Source organism: Streptomyces sp. NPDC086549 (assembly GCF_044746205.1).
In the GTDB taxonomy this organism is placed as follows: domain Bacteria; phylum Actinomycetota; class Actinomycetes; order Streptomycetales; family Streptomycetaceae; genus Streptomyces.
In genome coordinates, this window is record NZ_JBIVBS010000003.1 from 515,393 (window position 1) to 536,992 (window position 21,600).

At 70.4% G+C, this 21,600-nt stretch carries 17 protein-coding genes and 1 tRNA gene; 12 read left to right on the top strand and 6 right to left on the bottom strand.

The genetic code is table 11. From position 1 onward, the window contains the following. The first annotated feature begins 203 nt into the window (after nt 1-203). The 5 genes from ACIPSA_RS13285 to ACIPSA_RS13305 all read left to right on the top strand — a co-directional run bounded on the left by ACIPSA_RS13285 (nt 204) and on the right by ACIPSA_RS13305 (nt 5,700). Nucleotides 204-1,532 carry an OFA family MFS transporter gene (locus tag ACIPSA_RS13285; protein ID WP_402632983.1) on the top strand — a complete coding sequence of 443 codons (1,329 nt, stop codon included), beginning with the start codon at nt 204-206 and terminating at the stop codon, nt 1,530-1,532. After that, nucleotides 1,507-1,671 (top strand): hypothetical protein, encoded by a 165-nt coding sequence (locus ACIPSA_RS13290; RefSeq protein WP_402632985.1) that lies wholly within the window; start codon nt 1,507-1,509, stop codon nt 1,669-1,671. Before ACIPSA_RS13285 ends, ACIPSA_RS13290 begins: the two co-directional genes overlap by 26 nt. 137 nt (nt 1,672-1,808) lie before the next feature. Next, on the top strand, nt 1,809-2,756 hold the full coding sequence (locus ACIPSA_RS13295; protein WP_402632988.1) for a beta-ketoacyl-ACP synthase III: 948 nt from the start codon (nt 1,809-1,811) through the stop codon (nt 2,754-2,756). 185 nt (nt 2,757-2,941) lie between these two features. Continuing rightward, the gene (locus tag ACIPSA_RS13300; protein ID WP_402632990.1) at nt 2,942-3,619 is read left to right on the top strand and encodes a GntR family transcriptional regulator; all 678 of its coding nucleotides are present in this window, start codon (nt 2,942-2,944) and stop codon (nt 3,617-3,619) included. 518 nt (nt 3,620-4,137) lie between these two features. Next, entirely contained in the window at nt 4,138-5,700 is a 1,563-nt protein-coding gene (locus tag ACIPSA_RS13305) for an aldehyde dehydrogenase family protein (RefSeq protein ID WP_402632993.1), read from the top strand. Here the strand turns inward: ACIPSA_RS13305 and ACIPSA_RS13310 are convergent. Next, nucleotides 5,690-6,628: an LLM class flavin-dependent oxidoreductase gene (locus ACIPSA_RS13310; RefSeq protein WP_402632995.1), complete on the bottom strand. Its 939-nt coding sequence runs from the start codon at nt 6,626-6,628 to the stop codon at nt 5,690-5,692. The two genes, ACIPSA_RS13305 and ACIPSA_RS13310, sit on opposite strands and share 11 nt — an antisense overlap. A 61-nt stretch (nt 6,629-6,689) precedes the next feature. Between ACIPSA_RS13310 and ACIPSA_RS13315 the strand changes: the two genes are divergently transcribed. Together ACIPSA_RS13315 and ACIPSA_RS13320 are read left to right on the top strand one after the other, a co-directional pair. Further along, nucleotides 6,690-7,127 carry a MarR family winged helix-turn-helix transcriptional regulator gene (locus tag ACIPSA_RS13315; RefSeq protein ID WP_402632998.1) on the top strand — a complete coding sequence of 146 codons (438 nt, stop codon included), beginning with the start codon at nt 6,690-6,692 and terminating at the stop codon, nt 7,125-7,127. Nucleotides 7,128-7,250: 123 nt separating this feature from the next. Continuing rightward, nucleotides 7,251-7,335 (top strand) — tRNA-Leu (locus tag ACIPSA_RS13320). Nucleotides 7,336-7,564: 229 nt separating this feature from the next. On the opposite strand, the gene ACIPSA_RS13325 is transcribed toward ACIPSA_RS13320, so the two are convergent. The 3 genes from ACIPSA_RS13325 to ACIPSA_RS13335 form a co-directional block, all read right to left on the bottom strand. Beyond that, a complete protein-coding gene (locus tag ACIPSA_RS13325; protein WP_402633000.1) occupies nt 7,565-8,773 on the bottom strand; it encodes an Ig-like domain-containing protein in 1,209 nt (402 codons plus the stop codon). A 627-nt stretch (nt 8,774-9,400) separates the two neighbouring features. Next, on the bottom strand, nt 9,401-10,303 hold the full coding sequence (locus ACIPSA_RS13330; protein WP_402633003.1) for an RNA repair domain-containing protein: 903 nt from the start codon (nt 10,301-10,303) through the stop codon (nt 9,401-9,403). 418 nt (nt 10,304-10,721) lie between these two features. After that, nucleotides 10,722-11,906: an MFS transporter gene (locus tag ACIPSA_RS13335; protein WP_402633006.1), complete on the bottom strand. Its 1,185-nt coding sequence runs from the start codon at nt 11,904-11,906 to the stop codon at nt 10,722-10,724. Here ACIPSA_RS13335 and ACIPSA_RS13340 point away from each other — a divergent pair. Further along, nucleotides 11,905-12,408 (top strand): hypothetical protein, encoded by a 504-nt coding sequence (locus ACIPSA_RS13340; RefSeq protein ID WP_402633008.1) that lies wholly within the window; start codon nt 11,905-11,907, stop codon nt 12,406-12,408. The two genes, ACIPSA_RS13335 and ACIPSA_RS13340, sit on opposite strands and share 2 nt — an antisense overlap. A 730-nt stretch (nt 12,409-13,138) precedes the next feature. Here the strand turns inward: ACIPSA_RS13340 and ACIPSA_RS13345 are convergent. Continuing rightward, the gene (locus ACIPSA_RS13345) at nt 13,139-13,456 is read right to left on the bottom strand and encodes a hypothetical protein (RefSeq protein WP_402633010.1); all 318 of its coding nucleotides are present in this window, start codon (nt 13,454-13,456) and stop codon (nt 13,139-13,141) included. Nucleotides 13,457-14,043: 587 nt separating this feature from the next. Here ACIPSA_RS13345 and ACIPSA_RS13350 point away from each other — a divergent pair. Then, complete coding sequence (locus tag ACIPSA_RS13350) at nt 14,044-16,206, top strand: elongation factor G (protein ID WP_402633013.1); 2,163 nt, start codon at nt 14,044-14,046, stop codon at nt 16,204-16,206. 171 nt (nt 16,207-16,377) lie between these two features. Here ACIPSA_RS13350 and ACIPSA_RS13355 read toward each other — a convergent pair whose 3' ends face one another. Then, complete coding sequence (locus ACIPSA_RS13355; protein ID WP_402633016.1) at nt 16,378-18,171, bottom strand: coagulation factor 5/8 type domain-containing protein; 1,794 nt, start codon at nt 18,169-18,171, stop codon at nt 16,378-16,380. 234 nt (nt 18,172-18,405) lie between these two features. On the opposite strand from ACIPSA_RS13355, the gene ACIPSA_RS13360 reads away from it, so the two are divergent. The 3 genes from ACIPSA_RS13360 to ACIPSA_RS13370 are packed head-to-tail and all read left to right on the top strand — an operon-like array spanning nt 18,406 to nt 21,585. Continuing rightward, the gene (locus ACIPSA_RS13360) at nt 18,406-19,722 is read left to right on the top strand and encodes an ABC transporter substrate-binding protein (RefSeq protein WP_402633018.1); all 1,317 of its coding nucleotides are present in this window, start codon (nt 18,406-18,408) and stop codon (nt 19,720-19,722) included. 11 nt (nt 19,723-19,733) lie between these two features. Continuing rightward, nucleotides 19,734-20,720: a carbohydrate ABC transporter permease gene (locus ACIPSA_RS13365; protein WP_402633021.1), complete on the top strand. Its 987-nt coding sequence runs from the start codon at nt 19,734-19,736 to the stop codon at nt 20,718-20,720. A gap of 25 nt (nt 20,721-20,745) precedes the next feature. Continuing rightward, nucleotides 20,746-21,585, top strand: coding sequence for a carbohydrate ABC transporter permease (locus ACIPSA_RS13370; RefSeq protein ID WP_402633772.1), 840 nt, complete (start codon nt 20,746-20,748; stop codon nt 21,583-21,585). Nucleotides 21,586-21,600 lie beyond the last annotated feature (15 nt).

A 21,600-nucleotide genomic window follows, 5' to 3' on the forward strand; every position in this document is an offset into this window, starting at 1 on the left:
GGACAGCGCCCCCGGAGGGAGGGATCCGAAGGGGCGATCCAAGGACGACCGAATTCTGTCGACGAAATACTGTCTACAATATGGAGGGTGGGGCGGCGAGGGTCGCGCACGTCGACCGTTCGGCGCATTCTGGATACCGCTCACCGCATACGGTCGACCCGGTTGCTTCTCAACTCCCTTGCCCCGACCTACCGTTCGGGATCATGAGCAGCCCCCCTGTCGCGCCGCCGGGATGGAGCCGCTGGCTCGTCCCGCCCGCCGCGCTCTCCGTCCACCTCTCCATCGGTCAGGCGTACGCCTGGAGCGTGTTCAAGCCGCCCCTCGAATCCGCACTCCACCTCGACGGCACCGACAGCGCGCTCCCCTTCCAGCTGGCGATCGTGATGCTGGGCCTGTCGGCCGCGTTCGGCGGCACGCTCGTCGAACGCAACGGACCGCGCTGGGCGATGACCGTCGCCCTCGTCTGCTTCTCCTCCGGCTTCCTGATCTCCGCGCTCGGCGCGCAGACGGAGCAGTACTGGCTGATCGTCCTCGGCTACGGCTTCGTCGGCGGGATCGGCCTCGGCATCGGCTACATCTCGCCGGTCTCCACCCTGATCAAGTGGTTCCCGGACCGGCCCGGCATGGCCACCGGCATCGCCATCATGGGCTTCGGCGGCGGCGCGCTGATCGCCTCGCCCTGGTCGGCACAGATGCTGGAGTCCTTCGGCTCCGACCACTCCGGGATCGCGCTCGCGTTCCTCGTCCTCGGGCTTTCGTATGCGGTCTTCATGTCGCTCGGCGTGCTGCTGGTGCGGGTGCCGCGCGCAGAAGGACCGGCCGCCGGCGGGCCGAGGGCCCACGCGGGTGCGCAGGTGTCGGCCCGCAGCGCGGTGCGCACCCCGCAGTTCTGGTGCCTGTGGGTCGTCCTGTGCATGAACGTGACCGCCGGCATCGGCATCCTGGAGAAGGCCGCCCCGATGATCACGGACTTCTTCGCCGACACCTCCACGCCGGTGTCGGCGTCCGCGGCCGCCGGTTTCGTCGCGCTGCTGTCGGCGGCCAACATGGCGGGCCGCATCGGCTGGTCGTCGACCTCCGACCTGATCGGACGCAAGAACATCTACCGCCTCTACCTGGGCGCCGGCGCGCTGATGTACCTGCTCATCGCTCTGTTCGGCGACTCCTCCAAGCCGCTGTTCGTCCTGTGCGCACTGGTGATCCTCTCCTTCTACGGCGGCGGCTTCGCCACGATCCCCGCCTATCTGAAGGATCTCTTCGGCACGTACCAGGTCGGCGCGATCCACGGCCGGCTGCTCACCGCCTGGTCCACGGCCGGCGTCCTCGGGCCGCTGATCGTGAACTGGATCGCCGACCGGCAGGAGGCGGCCGGCAAGCACGGCTCGGCCCTGTACGGGCTCTCGTTCTCCATCATGATCGGGCTGCTCGTCGTCGGCCTCGTCGCCAACGAACTCGTCCGGCCCGTCCACTCCCGCCACCACGTCCCCGCCCCCAGGGAGGCCGCCGATGTCCAGCGACAGCAGTCCGCCTAGCCACCCCCACTCCCGGCTTCGCTCGGGTGAGGGGACCCCCGTCGGCCTGATCGCCGTCGCCTGGTTGTGGGTGGGGGCGCCGCTCGCGTACGGGCTCTACGAACTCGTACAGAAGGCGACGCAGCTGTTCACGGGGTGAATGGTCGGGCGTCCGAGGGCCTGACGGAAGCCGACAACGAGGGCGCCCGAATCCTGTGGCATCACGTGCCGTCGTACCCGCGAGTCACTGACAAGACTGGTGGATCCCGCTACCCACCGGCAACAAGGGGACCCCAGATGAACGGCTCGCGCATCGCCGCCGTCGGCCATTACCAGCCCGCCCAGGTGCTCACCAACGAGGACCTGGCGGGCATGGTCGACACCAGTGACGCATGGATCCGCAGCCGCGTGGGCATCCGGACACGGCACATCGCCGGCCCCGACGAGCCGGTCGACGAACTGGCCGCGCACGCCGCCGCCAAGGCCCTCGCGTCCGCCGGCCTCACGCCCGGCGACATCGATCTGGTCCTGGTCGCCACCTCCACGGCGATCGACCGCTCCCCGAACACCGCCGCCCGCGTCGCGGCCCGCCTCGGAGTTCCGCAGCCCGCCGCGATGGACATCAACGTCGTCTGCGCGGGATTCACCCACGCGCTGGCCACCGCGGACCACACCGTCCGCGCGGGGGCGGCGACCCGCGCCCTCGTCATCGGCGCCGACAAGATGTCCGACGTGACCGACTGGAACGACCGCACCACCTGCGTCCTCGTCGGCGACGGGGCCGGGGCCGCCGTCGTCGAGGCCTGCGCGCCGGGCGAGGAGCCCGGGATCGGGCCCGTGCTGTGGGGGTCGGTGCCGGAGATGGGGCACGCGGTGCGGATCGAGGGAACGCCACCGCGGTTCGCGCAGGAAGGGCAGAGCGTCTACCGCTGGGCGACCACCCAGCTGCCGCCCATCGCCCGCCGTACCTGCGAGAAGGCCGGCATCGCACCGGAGGACCTCGCCGCGGTCGTGTTGCACCAGGCCAACCTGCGCATCATCGAACCCCTTGCGCAGAGGATCGGCGCCGTCAACGCCGTGGTGGCACGCGATGTCACCGATTCGGGCAACACCTCGGCCGCCAGCATTCCCCTCGCCCTGTCCAAGCTCGTCGAGCGGGGCGAGGTCTCCGGCGGCGACCCGGTGCTGCTGTTCGGCTTCGGCGGGAACCTGTCGTACGCCGGTCAGGTCGTCCGCTGCCCCTAGGGTTGCGCGGGTGCGTCAGCGGTGGCGCCGCTCGCTCCGACCGCGCTGTGACGCGCCAACTCCCGCTCTGCCAGGCCCTTGTGCACCGTAGACTGTAGACGAAAGACAATCGACGGTGCTGGGCTTCCAGTGAACGTGAGCTTTCCGTCCGCTGTGCACGGCCCTGCCGAGGAGGGGGACCGCGAATGTTGTCGACCGGACTGCCGCAGGGGGCAGTGCCCAAGCTCGAGCGCCCCGGCCCGCTGCGCGACCGCGTCTACGAGGCCCTGCTCGAACTCATCACCACCCGCGCGCTGCAACCCGGCCAGCACCTCGTCGAGAGCGAACTCGCCGGGCATCTGGGCGTCTCCCGGCAGCCGGTACGAGAGGCACTCCAGCGGCTCAACACCGAGGGCTGGGTCGATCTGCGGCCCGCGCAGGGTGCGTTCGTGCACGAGCCGACCGAGGACGAGGCCGACCAGCTCCTCACGGTCCGTGCGCTCCTGGAGGCCGAAGCGGCCCGGCTCGCCGCCGCGAACGCGGACGAGGCAGGCATCGACGCCCTCGACGAGCTGGTGGCCCAGGGGCTGAAGGCCGTCGCCTCCAGCGACGTGAACCGTGCCGTGGCCCTGAACGCCGCTTTCCACGCCAAGATCATGGAGCTGGCCGGCAACACGGTCCTCGCCGAGCTCGCCGCTCAGGTGGACCGCCGGGTGCAGTGGTACTACACGCCGGTGGCCCGCCTGCGCGGCGGCCAGTCCTGGACCGAACACCGGGAGCTGATCGCCGCCATCGCCGACCGCGACGAGCAGCTCGCCACCCGGCTGATGCGCGAACACACGGAGCGCACCCGGCAGTCGTACCACGGCCGGGGCAAGTCCTGATCCCAGAGGGCAGAATCCGCTGATCCGCCCCCGACGAGGGGCGGACCGGGCGGAGTTGTCCGACCGTCAGCCCACCGCGACGCCTTGGCCTTGGCCTCGTCCGCGTTCCGGCCCGGTTGCCGCAGCAGCGGGGCGGTCGTCGCCGCGGCCGTCGAGACGCGGCCCGCCAGTGCCCGCAGCACTCCGGCGGATGCCTACGCGCCGTCGTACCCCCACGCGCCGACCGCCGGCCCACGCCCCCGCAGCCGACTCCGTTGATCACCGCAGTCACGCCCATCGAGGGCGTGACGTCACCCCGGACCGCCCCGGGCCCACACCTACGCGCCCGGTCGCCGCGCGCCCGGTCGCCGCGCGCCCGGACACCGGGGCGCACCCGGACACCGCGCGCCCCGGACGTGACGACTCCGCCGGACCCCGCCCGAGTCCGCGTCGAAGCGCACTCAGGTGCCGGGGACGACTCTGGCCACACCTCGCCCCGATCCCAGCCCCGATCGCCGCCCCGAGAGCGGAGCAGACGAATGGCACCCACGCTCACCACATCCCGCCCCACCCTCATGCTGAAGCCCGGCACCGCCTGGAGCGACGCCTGGCAGCGCTGTCTGGCCGTCGCCCCCGAGGCCTTCCGGGACGACCGCGTCCTCAACCTCTTCGGTGCCGCCTGGCAGACCGACGGCCGGGCGCTGCCCGCGACCACCCCGGTCGACGGCAGCCCGATCGCGGGCGCGCCGCGGCTCGACCGAGCCACCGCGCAGCAGGCCGTACGGGCCTCGCTGGACCAGCACCGCGCCTGGCGGCACGTCCCCCTGGAGGAGCGCCGGGCCCGGGTCGCGGCCACCCTCGACGCCCTGACCGAGCATCGCGAACTGCTCTCGCTGCTGCTCGTCTGGGAGATCGGCAAGCCGTGGCGGCTCGCCCAGGCCGATGTCGACCGGGCGATCGACGGCGTGCGCTGGTACGTCGACGGTATCGAGCCGATGGTCGACGGCCGGTCCCCGCTGGACGGGCCGGTGTCCAACATCGCGAGCTGGAACTACCCGATGAGCGTGCTCGTTCACGCCATGCTGGTGCAGGCACTGGCGGGCAACGCGGTCATCGCCAAGACCCCGACCGACGGCGGTGTCGCCTGCCTCACCCTGGCCTGCGCCCTCGCCGCCCGCGAGGGCATCCCGGTCACCCTCGTCAGCGGCAGCGGCGGCGAGCTGTCGGAGGCGCTGGTCCGCGCGCCCGAGATCGGCTGCGTCTCCTTCGTCGGCGGCCGCGACACCGGCGCCGCGGTGGCCACCGCCGTCGCCGACCTCGGCAAGCGGCACGTACTGGAACAGGAGGGACTCAACACCTGGGGCATCTGGAACTTCTCCGACTGGGACGCGCTCACGGCCGTGATCCCCAAACTGTTCGACTACGGCAAGCAGCGCTGCACGGCGTATCCGCGCTTCGTCGTCCAGCGTGCGCTCTTCGACGAGTTCCTGGCGGCCTATCTCCCCGCGGTGCGCAGGATCAAGGTCGGCCACCCGCTGGCCGTCGGGCACCCCGACGACCTCCCGCCCGAGCTGGACTTCGGCCCGGTGATCAACGCGGCCAAGGCCAAGGAGCTGCACGACCAGGTCAGCGAAGCCATCGACCGCGGCGCCGTCCCGCTGCATCGCGGCGCTCTGTCCGACGCCCGCTTCCTGCCCGGCCAGGACACCTCGGCGTACGTCCAGCCGGTCACGCTCCTCGGCCCGCCCCGCTCCTCCCCGCTGCACCACGCGGAGCCGTTCGGTCCGGTCGACACCATCGTCCTGGTCGACACGGAGGCGGAGCTGCTCGCCGCGATGAACGCCTCCAACGGTGCCCTGGTCGCCACCCTCTCCACGGACGACCGGGCCGCCTATGACCGGCTGGCCCCGCAGATCCGCGCGTTCAAGGTCGGTCACGGCAAGCCCCGTTCACGCGGCGACCGCGACGAGCTGTTCGGCGGCTTCGGCGCCTCCTGGCGCGGCGCGTTCGTGGGCGGCGAGCTTCTGGTGCGCGCGGTGACGCAGGGCCAGGCGGGGGAGCGGCTGCCCGGAAACTTCCCCGACTACCAGCTCATGCCGTGAGCCCGGCCCCGGTGGCGGCGGTCCCGGACGGGCGCCACCGGGTGATGATCTCCTCCGCCAGCCAGCGCGCCACGCCCCGCGGATACGGACGCGGCAGGCTGAGCACGATGTGGTTCATCCCGGCGCCGACGAGCGCGGCGACCGTCTCACGGGTCGCCGCCGGGTCGTCGTACGACACCAGGAGCTGAACCGAGCGGGTGATCTCCGCCGGATCGCGCCCCAGCTCGGCGCAGTGCGCGTCCAGCACCCGGGCGCGCCCGGCGACGAAGTCGACGGTGTTGTGCGGAGGTCCGGGCACGTTCCAGATGTCGGCGTGCGCGGCGACCAGCCGCAGCAGCCGGGTGCCCCAGCCGCCGACGAGCAGCGGAGGGCCGGGGCGCTGCACCGGACGGGGCTCGTTCCGGGTGCCCTTGAGGCGGTAGTGGCGGCCGGTGTAGTCGAAGACGTCCTGTGTCCACATCAGCTTGAGGATCTCGACGGTCTCCGTGAGCCGCGCGATGCCCTCGGCGGGCGGGACGAGCGTGAGGCCGTACGCCTCGTACTCCGCGACCGCCGGATTCTCGCCCGGGATCCCGCCGGCGCCCGGTGGCTGGTGTGTGCCGCCGACCCCGAGGCCCAGGACGAGCCGGCCGCCCGAGATCACGTCCACCGTGGAGGCCATCTTGCCGAGCAGGGCCGGCGGGCGGATCCGGTTGCTGGTCACCAGCAGCCCCAGGCGCAGCCGCTCGGTCTGTGCGGCGAGCGCGCTGAGCAGCGTCCATCCCTCGTGCACCTGGCCGTTCTTCGGCCCGGCCACCGGGAGCAGGTGGTCCCAGAGCCAGGCGTCCGCTATCTCCGGCACCGCGTCGGCCTCCAGCCAGACGCGGCGGATGTCCTCGTACGGCACGTGCATGGGAGTGGTCTTGATGCCGAAGCGCACAGTCGTCATGACCGTCAGTGTACTCAATCATCAGTGCTACTGACGATCAGTTCTCGCTACAGTTTCGGCCATGGACAGTGAGCAGCGGCCCACCCCCCTGGAATTCCGGCTCGGCTACCTCCTCAAGCACGCCCAGGCCGGGCTCGCCCGCGCGTCGGCGGAGGCGCTCGCGCCGTACGGCGTGGACGGCCATGAGCTGGCGGTGCTGGTGGTGCTCTCCGGTGACGATCCGTTGTCGCAGGTCGAGGTGGCCGGGCGGCTCGGCGTGGACCGCACGACGATGGTGTCGCTGCTCGATTCCCTGGAGGACCGTGGCTTGGTGGAGCGGCGGCGCAGCCCGCAGGACCGCCGCCGCAACATCGTCGAGCTCACGCCCGCCGGCCGGGACTGCCTGCGGGAGGGCGAGGCGGCGCGCCGCAGCGCGGAGCGCCGCTTCCTCGCTCCGCTCGACGAGGAGACGGCCGCGACACTCGTCCGCGCCCTGCGGTCCCTGGTCACGTCGCCGTAGCCGTACGGCCACGTGCGGTGATGTGGCTCACCGGCGAATACGCAGGTGAAACGCACTCCGAAACCTTGGTATTGTTGTCCATGTCGTCGCGGGGAGCAGTCCCGGCAAGGCGACAGACACCTGGTCCGGGTGGCGGAATGGCAGACGCGCTAGCTTGAGGTGCTAGTGCCCTTTATCGGGCGTGGGGGTTCAAGTCCCCCCTCGGACACGCATACGCATACACATGGGACGTTCACTAGATCGTCCGCGATACGTTCACGAATTGCCGGTCGAGTCATATGGCTCACCGGTTTTTCGTCGTTCCTGGGGCCTTCGGGTCGCGTGATTCCGGGACGAGGGCTGTTCGAGCGCCCTGATGCCGCAGGCGGCGGCCGACATGGTGTCGGCCGCCGCCTGGCGGAAGGGATTCAGGTTCATATGCGTGGAGTGACGTGGTGTCAGCCGGACGTGCTGCCCGAGACCCACTCGTTCCACGGCATGTTCCAGTCGCTGAGGCCGTTGTCCGGGGCCAGCATGGTCTTGTCCTCGGAGTTCTTGACGATCACGACGTCACCGATCACCGAGTTGTCGAAGAACCACGCGGCGGGCTGCTTGTCGTCGCCGCCGCCCCTGACGTCCTTCAGACCCACGCAGCCGTGGCTGGTGTTGACCTTGCCGAAGACCGAGTCGGCACCCCAGTAGTTGCCGTGGATGAACGTGCCCGAGTCGGTCAGGCGCATGGCGTGGGGTACGGCCCTGATGTCGTACGAGGGCTTGCCGTCCTTCTCCGTGAGGCCGACGGTCGCACCGTTCATATGGATCTGCCCGAACTTCTCGGAGATGACCATCTGACCGTTGTGCGTCGGGTGCTCGGGGCTGCCGGACGAGATCGGGATGGTCTTGATCGTCTTGCCGTCCCGTACGACGGTCATCTGCTTCGTCCTGGCGTCGACGGTGCTGATCTGGCTCCGGCCGATCTTGAACGTGACCGTCTTCTGGACGCCGTGGAGGGTGAGCTTGACGGTGACGGTGGAGCCGGACTGCCAGTAGTTCTCGGGGCGGAAGTCCAGGCGGCCGTCGTCGAGCCAGTGACCGACGACCCGCTGGCCGCTGCTGGAGCTGACCTGGATCTCCGATTCCACGGCGGCCTTGTGGCTGATCGCCCTGTCGAAGTTGACCGTCACCGGCATGCCCACGCCGACGGTCGAGCCGTCCTCGGGGGAGAGGTGCCCGATGAAGTCGCCGGCCGGGGAGACCGTGGTGATCGTGGCGTTCCCGGTGGCGGAGCGGCCCTTGGCGTCCTCGGCCTCTGCGGCGACCTGATATCGGGTGGCCCGCTCCAGCCGGCCGTCCGGCTTCCAGGACGTGCCGTCCGCGGACAGGGTGCCCGGAATCTGGGCACCGGTCGCGACGGCGGTCATGGTCACCTTGGTGAGCTTGCCGTTGCTGACGGTGACTTTGACGGGGCCGTTGATCCCGACACTGTAGGCGCCCTGCCCGGGCGTGATCTTTATTCGGGCGTCGGAAGCGTCCTGGGCACCCGCCTGATTCACCTGCGCCTGCGATTTCGGCTGGTTCCCGGTGTCGTTGCCGCTGGTGGCGGCGTTGCTGGTACCGCCGAGGACCGTGAGTGCGAGTACGCCGCCGAGTACGCCGGCCGTAGCCATCAGTCCGGTGTGTCGCTTACGTACTGTGATCAAACGTTTCTCCCATGCCGCTGGTCGTCGAATCCCTGGAGCTGGTCGCCGGAGGAGTGCAACCGGCTTCAAAGAACTACTTTTATGCATACATCCCTCTTAAGGGAGGTAATTGTGGCGGATTCCACGCGATGCGAGACCGTCGCCGAGGCTCTGCTCGACGGCCGGATGGCGCGTGGTCGATCTGCTCTCGCCGATCGGTGCAGGCTGTACAGCGATACGCAGGCGAGGGGCCTCGACGTGACCGGCGCCTGGCCCGCCACCAGGCCGCCTCGACGCCGGAGCGCACCCGGAACCGGGGTCGTGGCGCAGGCTTCGGGTCGGCTGGTGGTGATCCTTTCTGTCCGGGGCATGTCCGCGGTCAGGGTCCTGGCAGCGGGATCGCAGGTCAGGGAGATCTCCTGGCTGCGGAGGTGGGAGATCGCCGGGGCTGGTGTGGCCGGCATCGGCGGCCGCGCCGACTGCTCGGCGAGCACGGGCCAGTGGTGGGCCGGTGGGACGGAGACGCGATCACGGCATGCTCGTCAGCGGCGGCTCGGACGCTGCGCCCATGCGACCTGAATCCCCGGCGGCGTTTCGTCCCACCTGGCCATGGCCTCACCTGTCGGAGATCTCGCAGAGCCATGCCGTGTCCTCCGGACCAGGCGCTTCGAGGCCGGGTGCGGGCAGCCGGCGGACGTCGCCCGTGCGCAGGGCGATCGTGGCCCGTGGCCGCATCGGCCCGTGACCCCTGCGCGAGAGCAGGACGAGTTCCCAGACTGTCGCCGTCATGGCTTCGAGCCGGGTGACGCAGTCGGCGCTGACTCTCCGTGGATCCCGGGTCCGGCCCAGGGACAGATGCGGGGTGAAGTCCTTGGCGGTCCCATGACAGCGCGGGAACCGCTGCCGCAGTACGCGGTGCAGGTCCGCCCACGGCGCCTTGCCGGCCGCCGTCGGGTCGAGCCACACGGTGGAGTACGCCCTGTGCTGGAATGTCCGCACCCCGTCCAGCAGGGCGGTGAAGACCGGCGTCTCGGCCGTCGCCGCGGCGAGCAGCGAGGCGGCCCGCTCGAAATCGGACTCCGGCACGAAGGGGAAGAGCACATTGACGTGCGGCGGCCAGCGGTGGATCTGCGGATCGTAGTCCCGGCGGATGTCCTGGATGGGCGGCCACAGCTCCGCGGGCGGGATCCAGGCCACCGCTGTGCGGGCCGTCGTGGACAGGCCGAGGACGCCGACGGGTTCTCCCGGGCCGGAGCTCGGGTCCGCTTGCGGGTTACGCACCCGGCCGGCGCCCGACGTGTCGATGCGGTCCACCCCTGTCGCCCGGTCCCAGAGCACCTCGCCGTCCGCCTCGATGAACACCACCCGGTGCCACGGGATGTCGCCCCCGGGCACGAAGGAAGGCAGCGCGACGCGTTTGAGGGCACCCCCGCGCTGGCTGATCCCCAGCACGAACCGGGCCGGGTCGAACCGCGGGTCCCAGCGGACCTGGTGATAGATCTCGTCGCTGGTTCGCATCACGCCTCCTCTCCGCCGTCACACCTCCTCTTCCAGGGTGCCGCGCACCCTGTCTTCGGCGGTTGTCCCTCACACACCGCGATGCCTCGGGTGTGGTGCGTGACGGAGCCGGCGTGTGCCGGGGCGAGTCGTCTCGTCGGGATCGGCGATCGGTGCGGGCGACGGGTGCAGCGGGCCACCGTTCGCGATGGGGCGGTCGGTATGGGCGCGCGGGCTGCGCGCGGTGCGGCAGTCGGCGAAGCCCCGGTCCGCGGCATCGGCCGACACCACGGCCACCACGGCCACCACCGGCACCACGAAGACGGCGGACAGCGGATCCCATCGCCGCCACCGGTCGAGCCGAACCCCCGTCTCCTCCTCGTGAACCGCTCACCCGCCGGCGCCGTCAAGGGCCGCTGACGGACAGTCTCCTCACTCCCTACCCGGAGACCTCTCCCACGGCCGGCTGTCTGCGGCGGACCGTGCGCAGCATCGACCACACCACGAAGACCAGGGGAACCGCGCCGGAGAGGATCACCTGGCCGCGGCTGGAGACCAGACCGTTGGGGGTGCCCAGCAGATAGCCGAGGCCGATGCAACTGCGGGACAGGGCCTGGTAGCAGGCCCAGGCGCTGCCGTGCACCTCGGCGGGGACATTGGTGTGCACCGCATTGCGCAGACCGACGTTGCACACGCCGTTGCCGAAGCCGCCGAGCAGGAAGAGCGGGAAGATCGCCGCGGCCATGGGGAGCAGGCCGGCGCACATCAGCCCCAGCGAGATGCCGAGCACCCCGCCCAGGATGAGCGCGGTGTGCCGGCCCGACCATCCCGCGCGGCCCGCGAGCAGTGCGCCCGGGATGGCGCCCAGCGCCCAGGTCGCCAGGAACAGGCCGAAGAGGGTGTCGTTGCCGTCGGCGACGTCACGCAGGTAGTAGACGCCCGCGACCCCCTCGACGCTGGTGGCCAGCATCGCCGCGGCCAGCGTGGGCAGCATCGCGCCGACGACCGGCGCGTGCCGCAGTGCCCGGTACCCGTCGGACAGCTTCGTGGCGGGCCGGCGGCCGATCGTCACGTCCACGGCGCGGGGGACGGCGAGCGCGGTGCACCAGACGAGCACGAGGAACGAGACCGCGTCCGCGCCGAGCAGGAAGGAGGTGCCCCGTACGGAGTGCAGGAGGCCCGCCAGCGCAGGACCGAGCAGCCCCGCCGCCGACAGCCCGGCGGTGAGCAGGCTGTTCGCCCGGCCCGTGTGCTCCTCGCCCGCGACGACGGGCAGGACCTTGAAACCCGCGGTCACCGACGCCACACCGGCCAGCCCCGACAGGGCGATGAGACCCACTCGCAGATGGAAGCCGTCCACCGCGGCGGCGCCGCCCAGGGACAGCGCCTGGACCACCAGCGCCCACCGCCACACCGAGCGGGCGCTGACCCGGTCCACCAGCGACCCGATGAAGGGCGCGGCGACCACCGTGGGCAGGAGCTCGGCCAGGAGTACCTCGGTCACGCCGAAGCGGACGCCCTTGTCCGCCGCGTCCAGCACCATGCCGAGGGAGGCGAACGAGTCGCCGACGCGTGAGAAGAGAGTTCCCGCGATCAGAACCAGGGCAGGAGCGGGGACCAGCATGCGCCTGCGCAGCGGCGAGAACGTCGTCTTCCGCGTCTTCTGCGTGTCCAATCGAGTCCAATCCATCCGCTTGCCGCGTTCACTTCAAAACCTATGGAACAGATTAGGACTGCTCGCATGGCGCAAGGGCGTCGACCGGCCATCCGTGCGCACCATCGCCAGTGACTTCCCCGGTGACTTGTCCCTGGTAAGCGAGTCCCGGTTTCTCGGCCATTGCCCGGACTTCACGAGAAGTCCACACGCGTTCTTCATGAATGCCTGGAACACCGGGGAACGGGTACGCATCCCCTTCACACGTCCCGATGAAGTAGTCGTGCCGCGACTTCCGCGTCTCCAGCGCGAAGTCGGCGCCGCGCCGGATGAGCGGCCGTACGCCCCGCCGGTCCTCGAATGGAACGGCGTCACACCTTTCGCGCAGGTGGACAAAACGTTCCGGAAACGACTCCTGGAACACCACGACGACCACATGACCTGCGGGGCCGCGACTCGGAGGGGGACGTGAAGGAGTTGAGCGCGACGTTGCCCGGCAGTGTGAGGCCGACCGCGCTTTTCGGCCAGACACCGGAGTCGATGAGGTCCCCCTCGATGAACCGCGCCGGTCCGGCACATCACTCCCGAAAGCGCTTCGCGGCCGCCCCCGAGTTGTCGATACCGGCCAGATGAATGTCCGGAAAATGTCGGGCCAACGCGCTGATGACGCGGCCGGATCCGCACCGGAGAAATAGGACTGGACGGGAATGTCCGGGAAGCTCTCCAGGAATCCCGCGTCCTGTCCGGTCGTCACGCGGATCTCCCGGTAGGTGCCGAACTGTGCCGGCTGCCCGTGCTTGGTGAGTATGCCGTCGCATTCGTCCCGCGTCCCGGTCGGCCGGACCGGCCTTCCGCACGCTCACTCGGCAGGAACTGCGGCAGTGCGGCCTCGTGCGGCACGGCGTCGGCTGCCCTGAGGGGCTCGCCAACACCCCGGGCGGGAAGCGTCGTGGTGAAGGCGAGGGACTGGCCCTTGATGCTGGGGGCCGCCTGTGTCGCGGCGCGGTCGCGTGCGGTACGGCGAGATGGACGGCGAGATGGACGGCGAGATGGACGACGATCCGGTGTACGAACGGCGGCACGCCGTCCGCGATTTCCGGAACAAGTTCCCGCAGCGGCACGACACGACCGCTCTCGAAACCCGGATTTCCTCGTCCACCGCGACATGGAACGGCCGGGATGTTCCCCGATTCCTTGTTCCGTCATGGCCGATACATGAAATTCTCTTCGAACACGGCCGTCACGGAATCCGGAATCGAGGCCCGGGCGTGAATCCGCGGCGCCGGTTCGGCGTCGACGCGCGGTGCCGTGGAGGCGTACGACCGCCGGCGCCGCATCGCATGACGCCCCGCCATCGCGCCGCCGAGTTTCCGATCGATGGCGCAACGCCTCAGGCAGGCGGGTATTCGGTCGTCGTCCGGAGGGTTTCGCGGGCCCATCGGATCGCCGAGTCCGGTGGCCACCGCCACTCCGGAACAAAGGGCGTTATGGTCGGACAGGAGCCCGTCGGCGTCGGCCATGACACCGCTCGTGGCCAAGGGGGTGACCTCGCTCGCAGGTATGAATACCGCCTGCCCCCTTTTGTCTTTGTTTCCGATCCATTTACCCCTTGTTCGAATATTCTCGGCATTCTTTCCGGAGCATGTCGGCGACCTTCCGGCGAGCTGAACTCCGTTTCCACCGGCACTCCGGCCGGGTCGACGCATGGCGCCGGCACCCTTGTCCGGCCGGTCGGAAAAACCGGGTGACCGGGCCGTGCCGGCCTTCCTACACTCGCCACGACGCACCGCGCGCCGCCACCAGCCGGCCGTGCGCCGTGTGCCGTGACGACCAGTGGGACGAGTGAGGGGAGCAGGGCCGTGCGAGACCGCACCGCTGTGGCCGCTTCCCGCGCCCGGTACGAGGTGATCCTCGTGTCCTCGTCCGCCCGGTGCCCGCTGCGCGGCCGGTACCGGACACCCGTGACGCACGACTGACCCCACCGGCGCGGGACTCGAGCCCGCCTGCCGGCGGAACGTCAGGTCATCGACGTCGTGTTGACGTCTCGACGTCCGCACGGGCAATCGCGCCGCCCTTTTCCAGCCCCATACCCGAAAGGCACCGGGCCGTGCGCACCACTGCTCAGACCGTCGTCCGCAACCTCGGCATCCTCGCCCACGTCGACGCCGGCAAGACCACCCTCACCGAGCGGATCCTGTATGCGACCGGGACCACGCACAAACGCGGTGAGGTCCACGACGGCACGACCGTCACCGACTTCGACCCCCAGGAGCGCGACCGTGGGATCACCATTTTCGCCGCCGCCGTGAGCTGCGCCTGGAACGGACACCGGATCAACCTGATCGACACCCCCGGCCACGTCGACTTCGCCGACGAGGTCGAGCGTTCGCTGCGCGTGCTCGACGGCGCGGTCGCGGTGTTCGACGCCGTCGCCGGGGTCGAGCCGCAGAGCGAGTCGGTGTGGCGGCAGGCCGACCGGCACGGCGTACCGCGGATCGCCTTCGTCAACAAGCTGGACCGCGCGGGCGCCGACCTGGACGCGGCTGTCGAGTCGATCCGGCGACGGCTCCACCCGGCGCCGCTCGTCGTGCAGCTGCCCATCGGGACGGAGAACGGGTTCACCGGCGTGGTCGACCTGCTGGGCATGCGGTCGCTGGTCTGGTCCGACGGCGACGGCGTCGCCGAGGAGGGGCCGGTGCCGGAGGAACTGCGCGAGGAGGCGTGGCGGCGCCGCCGACTGCTGGAGGAGGCGGTGGCCGAACTGCATCCGGCGGCGCTGGAGGAATTCTGTATGCAGTCACCCGTCGGCAAATCTCGTATGCGGTCACCCGTCGGCGAATCTCGTATGCAGTCGTCCGCCGACGCATTCCGTACACAGTCGCCCGCGGATGAATTTCGTATGCAGTCGTCCGTGTCCACGCCGACCCTCGTCTCCGCCCTGCGCGATCTGACCCGCACCGGCGACGGCGTGGTCGTGCTGTGCGGCTCGGCCTACCGCAACCGCGGCATCGAACCGCTCCTGGACGCGGTCGTCGCCTACCTGCCCTCACCGCTGGACGTGCCCGCCGTACGCGGTATGCACGACGGTGCCGAGCAGCGGCGGGCCGCCGACCCCGAAGCCCCGTTCGCGGCGCTGGCGTTCAAGGTGAACGCGACCGCCACCGGACGGCTGACCTACGTACGCGTCTACTCGGGCGCCATCGAGAAGGGAGACACCGTGTGGGACCCGGGCACCGGGCGCGCCGAGCGCGTCGCGCGGATCCTGCGGGTCATGGCCGACCGGCACGAACGGCTGGACCGGGCGGTCGCCGGGGACATCGTCGCCCTGGTCGGACTCAGGTCGGCCCGCGCCGGCTCGACCCTGTGCGCCCCGGACGTCCCGCTCGTCCTGGAACCGTCGACGGCCGCCGACCCGGTGGTGTCCGTGGCGGTCGAGGCTCGCAGGAGCACCGACACCGGCCGGCTGGCGCAGGCGCTGGCCCGGCTGGCCGAGGAGGACCCGTCGCTGGTGGTGCGGACCGACGCCGAGACCGGCCAGACCGTGCTGTCCGGCATGGGCGAACTGCACCTGGAGGTCGCGGTGGAGAAGATCCGCCGCGACGGCGGACCGGACGTCGGCGTCGGCCGCCCGAGGGTGGCCTACCGCGAGACCGTCGAGCGTGGCGTGTCCGGGCTGGTCTTCCGGCACGTCAAACAGGACGGCGGGGCAGGGCAGTTCGCCCATGTCGTCCTGGACGTCGAGCCGTGGGACGTCGGCGGAGCCGGCACGCAGGGCTTCGAGTTCCGCTCGGCGGTCGTCGGCGGGCGGGTCCCGCAGGAGTACGTCCGCGCGGTCGAGGCCGGCTGCCGGGACGCCCTGGCCGAGGGTCCGCTCGGCGGGCATCCGGTGACCGGGCTGCGCGTCACCCTCACCGACGGGGCGACCCATGTGAAGGACTCCTCGGACACCGCCTTCCGCACGGCGGGCCGGCTCGGGCTCCGGGAGGCCCTGCGCGCCTGCGAGATGGTCCTCCTGGAGCCGGTCGCCGAGGTCACGGTCACCGTGCCCGAGGACGCGGTCGGCGGCGTGCTCGGCGACCTGGCCGCGCGCCGCGGCCGGGTCTCGGGCTCGACCGCTCGCGGCGGCGCTGCGGTCGTGACGGCCACCGTGCCACTGGCCGAACTCTTCGGCTACGCGACCCGGTTGCGCAGCCGGACCCAGGGCCGCGGCACCTTCACGGCCCGCCCGACCGGCTACGCGCCGGCGCCGACCGGAACGCCGACGCGGTGACCACTACGGCGGCCGACGCGGTGACCGCTGCGGCGGCCGACGCGGTGACCGCTGCGGAGACCGGGCCGCCACGGCGACCGATACGGCGACCGCCACGGCGACCGCCACGGTGACCGCTACGCAGACCGATACGGCGGCCCCGCCCCTCGCCAGGGCGGGGCCGCCCCCGGCTCACGGGTACGACATCACCGTGGACGGCACCGTCGACGTCCCCGACGTCGGCGCCCCGGTCTCGTTGATCACGTGCTCGTACTGCCCGTTCCCGCCGAGCGAGATCACCAGCAGGCCGTGGAAGCGCACCCCGGGCCGGTTCGGGGCGGCGAAGCCGCTGTGCTGCACGATGGTGGGGTCGGCGTTGTAGTAGCAGTAGCTGCCCAGGCCCCATCCCTCGTGCGCGGTGACGCCGTCGCCGACCTTGTAGGCGGCGTAGCCCTTCACCGGGCCGTTCTGGATCGCGGCCTGGTTCGGGGCGTCGTAGGCCTTCTCGTTCTGGAAGAAGATCGTGCGGCCCCGCTGGCCGTACCACTGCACGTCGTACTTGTTGAAGTGCTCGACGAACAGGCCGGTCGCCAGGACGTCGTGGCCGTTGACGACGACGCCGTAGTCGGCCCGGTTGGTCTCCCAGCCGACGCCGGTGCCGTGGTCGGCGCGCCACACCCAGGTGTGGTCGACGATCGTGTGCCGGCTGTTGATCACCATGCTGGTGGTGGCCCTGCCCGCGCCCGCGCCGCCGATGCGTACGAACACGTCCTGCACGGTGGTGGGGTTGGCCAAGTGGTCCCGGGACGCGCCCGCCGGCCCGACCTCCAGCAGAGTCGGGGAGTTGACCGGGCCCGCGTCGATCAGGAGGCCCGCCAGGCGCACACCGTCCACGTCGGCGACCCTCAGGGCGGTGACGCCGTTGTCGGGCACGATGGTCGCGTACCCCAGGCCCAGGACGACGGTGCCGGGGCGGTTCACCTGGATCGGCCGGTCGACGTGGTAGATACCCGGGGTGAGCAGCAGGTGAAGTCCTTGCGCCAGGGCCTGGTTGAGGGTCGCGGCGGTGACGCCCGGCCGGGCGACGTAGAACTGCGACAGCGGCAGGGACGTACCCCTCGGGGTTCCGTTGCCCCAGGTGGTCCCGCGCGCGTTCGTGCGCTTCTCCGGCAGGAAGACGCGGAACTCGCTCCCGCTGACGTGGAGGAAGGGCTTCTCGCGGGAGACGGGAGTGGTGTCGAGCGTGGTGTACGGCGGGTTCGGGAAGCTCTGCGCGGGGGCGCCCTCGACGCCGGAGAACACCATGTTCCACACGCCGTTGAGCCAGCTGCCGACCGCGCTGTCGCGGGTGTACCACTGCTGCTGCGAGTACGGTCCGACCTGGCCGTCGATGCGGCTGTCCGCGATGTAGCCGCCGCTGGCCCAGCCGTAGCCGGTGGGGGAGAGGTTGAGCCCGCCGCGGACGTGCATACGGCGGAAGGGGGCCGCCTGGGCGACCGCCCATCGGTTGGTGCCGTTCGCCGGCACCAGGGCCAGGTTCTCCGCCGAACGCCAGAAGTTCTGTGTCGCGTTGCCGTTGAACCAGCCCGCGTCGACCGTCACGTCCCCGTTGATGGTCGTGTCGTCGGGGGACAGGCCGAGGCCGGCGATCGAGGTGTAGAAGCCGAGCTGGGCGTTGAGGCCGTGATAGGTGCCGGGCCTGAACAGCAGGGCGTAGCGGCCGGTGCCGAACTGGGCCGACTCCTGCTGGCGGAACACCTCGTCGAGGCGGGCCTGGATGTCCGGGGTCGACGGGTCGAAGACGAGGACGTTCGGGCCGAGGTCACCACCGCCGGGCAGGGCGCGAGGGCGCCCGCGGGACGGGGCGGCCGACGCGGGCGCGGCCCCTCCCGCCACGGCCGAGGCGACGGCGGCCGCGCCCGCGGCGCCGAGGACACTTCTGCGGCCGACGGACGGACCCCGCGACGCGGGGGAGTGGGGCGTCATGGGGCGGCTCTCCTCATTCATGGGGCGGCTCTCTTCATTCAGGAAGCGAACGGTGGGGAGTTCAGGGAGCGCTCTCTCGCCGGGGAATGCTTCATGTGGTGAACGGAGCCGTCAAGGGGTATGACGAGAGTTCGTCGTGCTCTGTCCAAACCCTTGACGGAGCCGCCTTCCGAGGTTTAACTCACGTCCTAAATTAAGCCATGATGGCAATCCCGGAAGGGGACACCAGGAGCCATGCGCAGCATCCGAGCCGCGGCCGTAGGCGCCGTCACTCTGTCTCTCGCACTCGCGGCCACGGCCTGCGGCGGAGGCTCGTCGACCGGCGGCGGGTCCAACGACTCGCCGAAGACGCTCACGTACTGGGCGTCGAACCAGGGCGCGAGCATCGAGGTCGACAAGAAGGTCCTCCAGCCCGAACTCACCAAGTTCGAGAAGCAGACGGGCATCAAGGTGAAGCTGGAGGTCGTGCCCTGGTCCGACCTGCTCAACCGCATCCTCACCGCGACCACCTCCGGCCAGGGCCCCGACGTGCTGAACATCGGCAACACCTGGAGCGCCTCCCTGCAGGCCACCGGAGCCCTGCTGCCGTGGGACGCGAAGAACTTCGGCAAGATCGGCGGCAAGGACCGTTTCGTCGACTCGGCGCTCGGCTCCACCGGCGCCCAGGGCAAGGACCCGGCGGCCGTGCCGCTGTACTCGATGGCGTACGCGCTCTACTACAACAAGAAGATCTTCGCCGACGCGGGCATCGCCAAGCCCCCGGCCACCTGGGACGAGCTGGTCGCCGACGGCAAGAAGATATCCGCCAAGGGCAAGTCGGTCCTCGGTGCCGAGGGCGCGAACCTGGCGGAGAACATCCACCACACCTTCGTCTTCGCCAAGCAGCACGGCGCCGACTTCTTCACCGCCGACGGCAAGCCGGACTTCACGAACGACGGCGTGGTCGGCGCGGTCAAGCAGTACGTCGACCTGATGGCCAAGGACAAGGTCATCCCGACCGGAGACGCCGAGTACGCGCAGAACCAGTCCGTCAGCGACTTCGCCAAGGGCAAGCTGGCGATGCTGCTGTGGCAGTCCGCGTCCTCCAACCTCAAGTCGCAGGGCATGAGCGACGACGCCTACGGCATCGCCCCCGTCCCCGTGCAGTCCGGCACCCCCGGCACCGGCGCCCAGGTCAACTCCATGGTGGCCGGCATCAACCTCGCCGTCTTCAAGAACACCCACAACCTCGACGGCGCCACCGAGTTCGTGAAGTTCATGACCAGCGACGCGGAACAGAAGATCCTCAACACCGCCTACACCACCATCCCGCCGGTCAAGGCCGCCCAGTCGGACGCCGCGTTCACCACCCCGGCCAACGCCGTCCTGAAGCAGACCCTCGCCACCAGCGCAACCGCGCTGCCGCAGGTCGCCGCGGAGTCGCAGTTCGAGACCACGGTCGGTACGGCCGTGAAGGGCCTGTTCGCCGACGCCGCCGCCGGACGCCCGGTGACCACCGACTCGGTCAAGGCGGCGCTCCAGAAGGCCCAGCAGCAGATGCCCGCGAAGTGAGCACCGGCACCATGACGACCGCCACCGAGGTCGGGAAGACGGTGCGGACGAACTCCCCCGGTGCGGCGCGCGACCCGCGCCGCACCGGGCGGATCCGCCGCGCCTTTCTGCCCTACCTGCTCCTCCTGCCCGCCCTGCTCCTCGAACTCCTCGTCCACCTGGTGCCGATGGTGATCGGCGTGGTGATGAGCTTCAAGGAACTCACGCAGTTCTACATCCGCGACTGGGGCAGCGCCCCCTGGTCCGGCCTCGACAACTACCGGATGTCGGTGGACTTCGACGCCCCGGTCGGCGAGGCACTGCTGCACTCCTTCTTCGTCACGGTCGGCTTCACCCTGCTGTCGGTCGGCCTGTGCTGGCTGATCGGCACGGCCGCCGCGATCTGCATGCAGGACACGTTCCGCGGCCGCGGCCTGCTCAGGGCACTGTTCCTGGTGCCGTACGCGCTGCCCGTCTACGCGGCCGTCATCACCTGGGTGTTCATGTTCCAGCACGACAACGGCCTGGTGAACCACGTCCTGCACGACCAGCTGCACCTCACCGGCAAGCCGTCCTTCTGGCTCATCGGCGACAACAGCTTCTGGGCGCTGCTGATCGTGCACGTGTGGAAGGGCTGGCCGTTCGCCTTCCTCATCGTCATGGCGGGACTGCAGAACATCCCGCGCGAGCTGTACGAGGCGGCCGCGCTGGACGGCGCCGGGATGTGGCAGCAGATCCGCCGCATCACCCTGCCGTCGCTGCGCCCGGTCAACCAGGTGCTGGTCCTGGTCCTGTTCCTGTGGACGTTCAACGACTTCAACACGCCGTACGTCCTGTTCGGCAGGTCCGCCCCCGAGGCCGCGGACCTCATCTCCGTCCACATCTACCAGGCCTCGTTCGTCACCTGGAACTTCGGCACCGGCTCCGCGATGTCCGTCCTGCTGCTCCTGTTCCTGCTCGTCGTCACGGGCGTCTACCTCCTGCTGACCTCCCGGGGAAGGAAGACGGCCGATGTCTAGCACCCCCACGGCCCCCCGCTCGCCGATGGCTCCGCCCCGGTCCTTCCTCTGGACCCGCCGGATCTTCCTCACCCTGCTCACCGGCTTCGTCCTGGTGCCGGTGTATGTCATGGTCTCCAGCTCCCTGAAGCCCCTCGCCGACGTCACGGGCAAGTTCCGCTGGCTGCCCAGCGGCCTGACGATCCGCCCGTACATCGACATCTGGTCGACCGTCCCGCTCGCGACGTACTTCGTGAACTCGCTGGTCGTGGCGGGCTCGGCGACCGTCTGCTCGGTGGTGATCGCGGTGTTCGCCGCGTACGCCGTCAGCCGCTACACCTTCCGCGGCAAGCGCGTCTTCACGGTCACCGTGCTGTCGACGCAGATGTTCCCCGGCATCCTCTTCCTCCTGCCCCTGTTCCTCCTGTACGTCAACATCGGAAACGCCACCGGGATCGCCCTGTTCGGCTCGCGCGGCGGCCTGATCCTGACGTACCTCACCTTCTCCCTCCCGTTCTCGATCTGGATGCTGATCGGGTACTTCGACTCGGTGCCGAAGGACCTCGACGAGGCGGCGCTGGTCGACGGCTGCGGACCGCTCGGCGCGCTCCTGCGGATCGTCGTGCCGGCCGCCATTCCCGGCATCGTCGCGGTCGCCGTGTACGCCTTCATGACCGCCTGGGGCGAGGTCCTGTTCGCCTCCGTCATGACCAACGACACGACCCGCACCCTCGCGGTCGGCCTCCAGGGCTACTCCACGCTCAACAACGTCTACTGGAACCAGATCATGGCCGCGTCGCTGGTCGTGAGCGTGCCCGTGGTCGCCGGCTTCCTGCTGCTGCAGCGCTATCTCGTCGCGGGACTGACGGCGGGCGCCGTCAAGTGAACCCGCCCCGTTTTG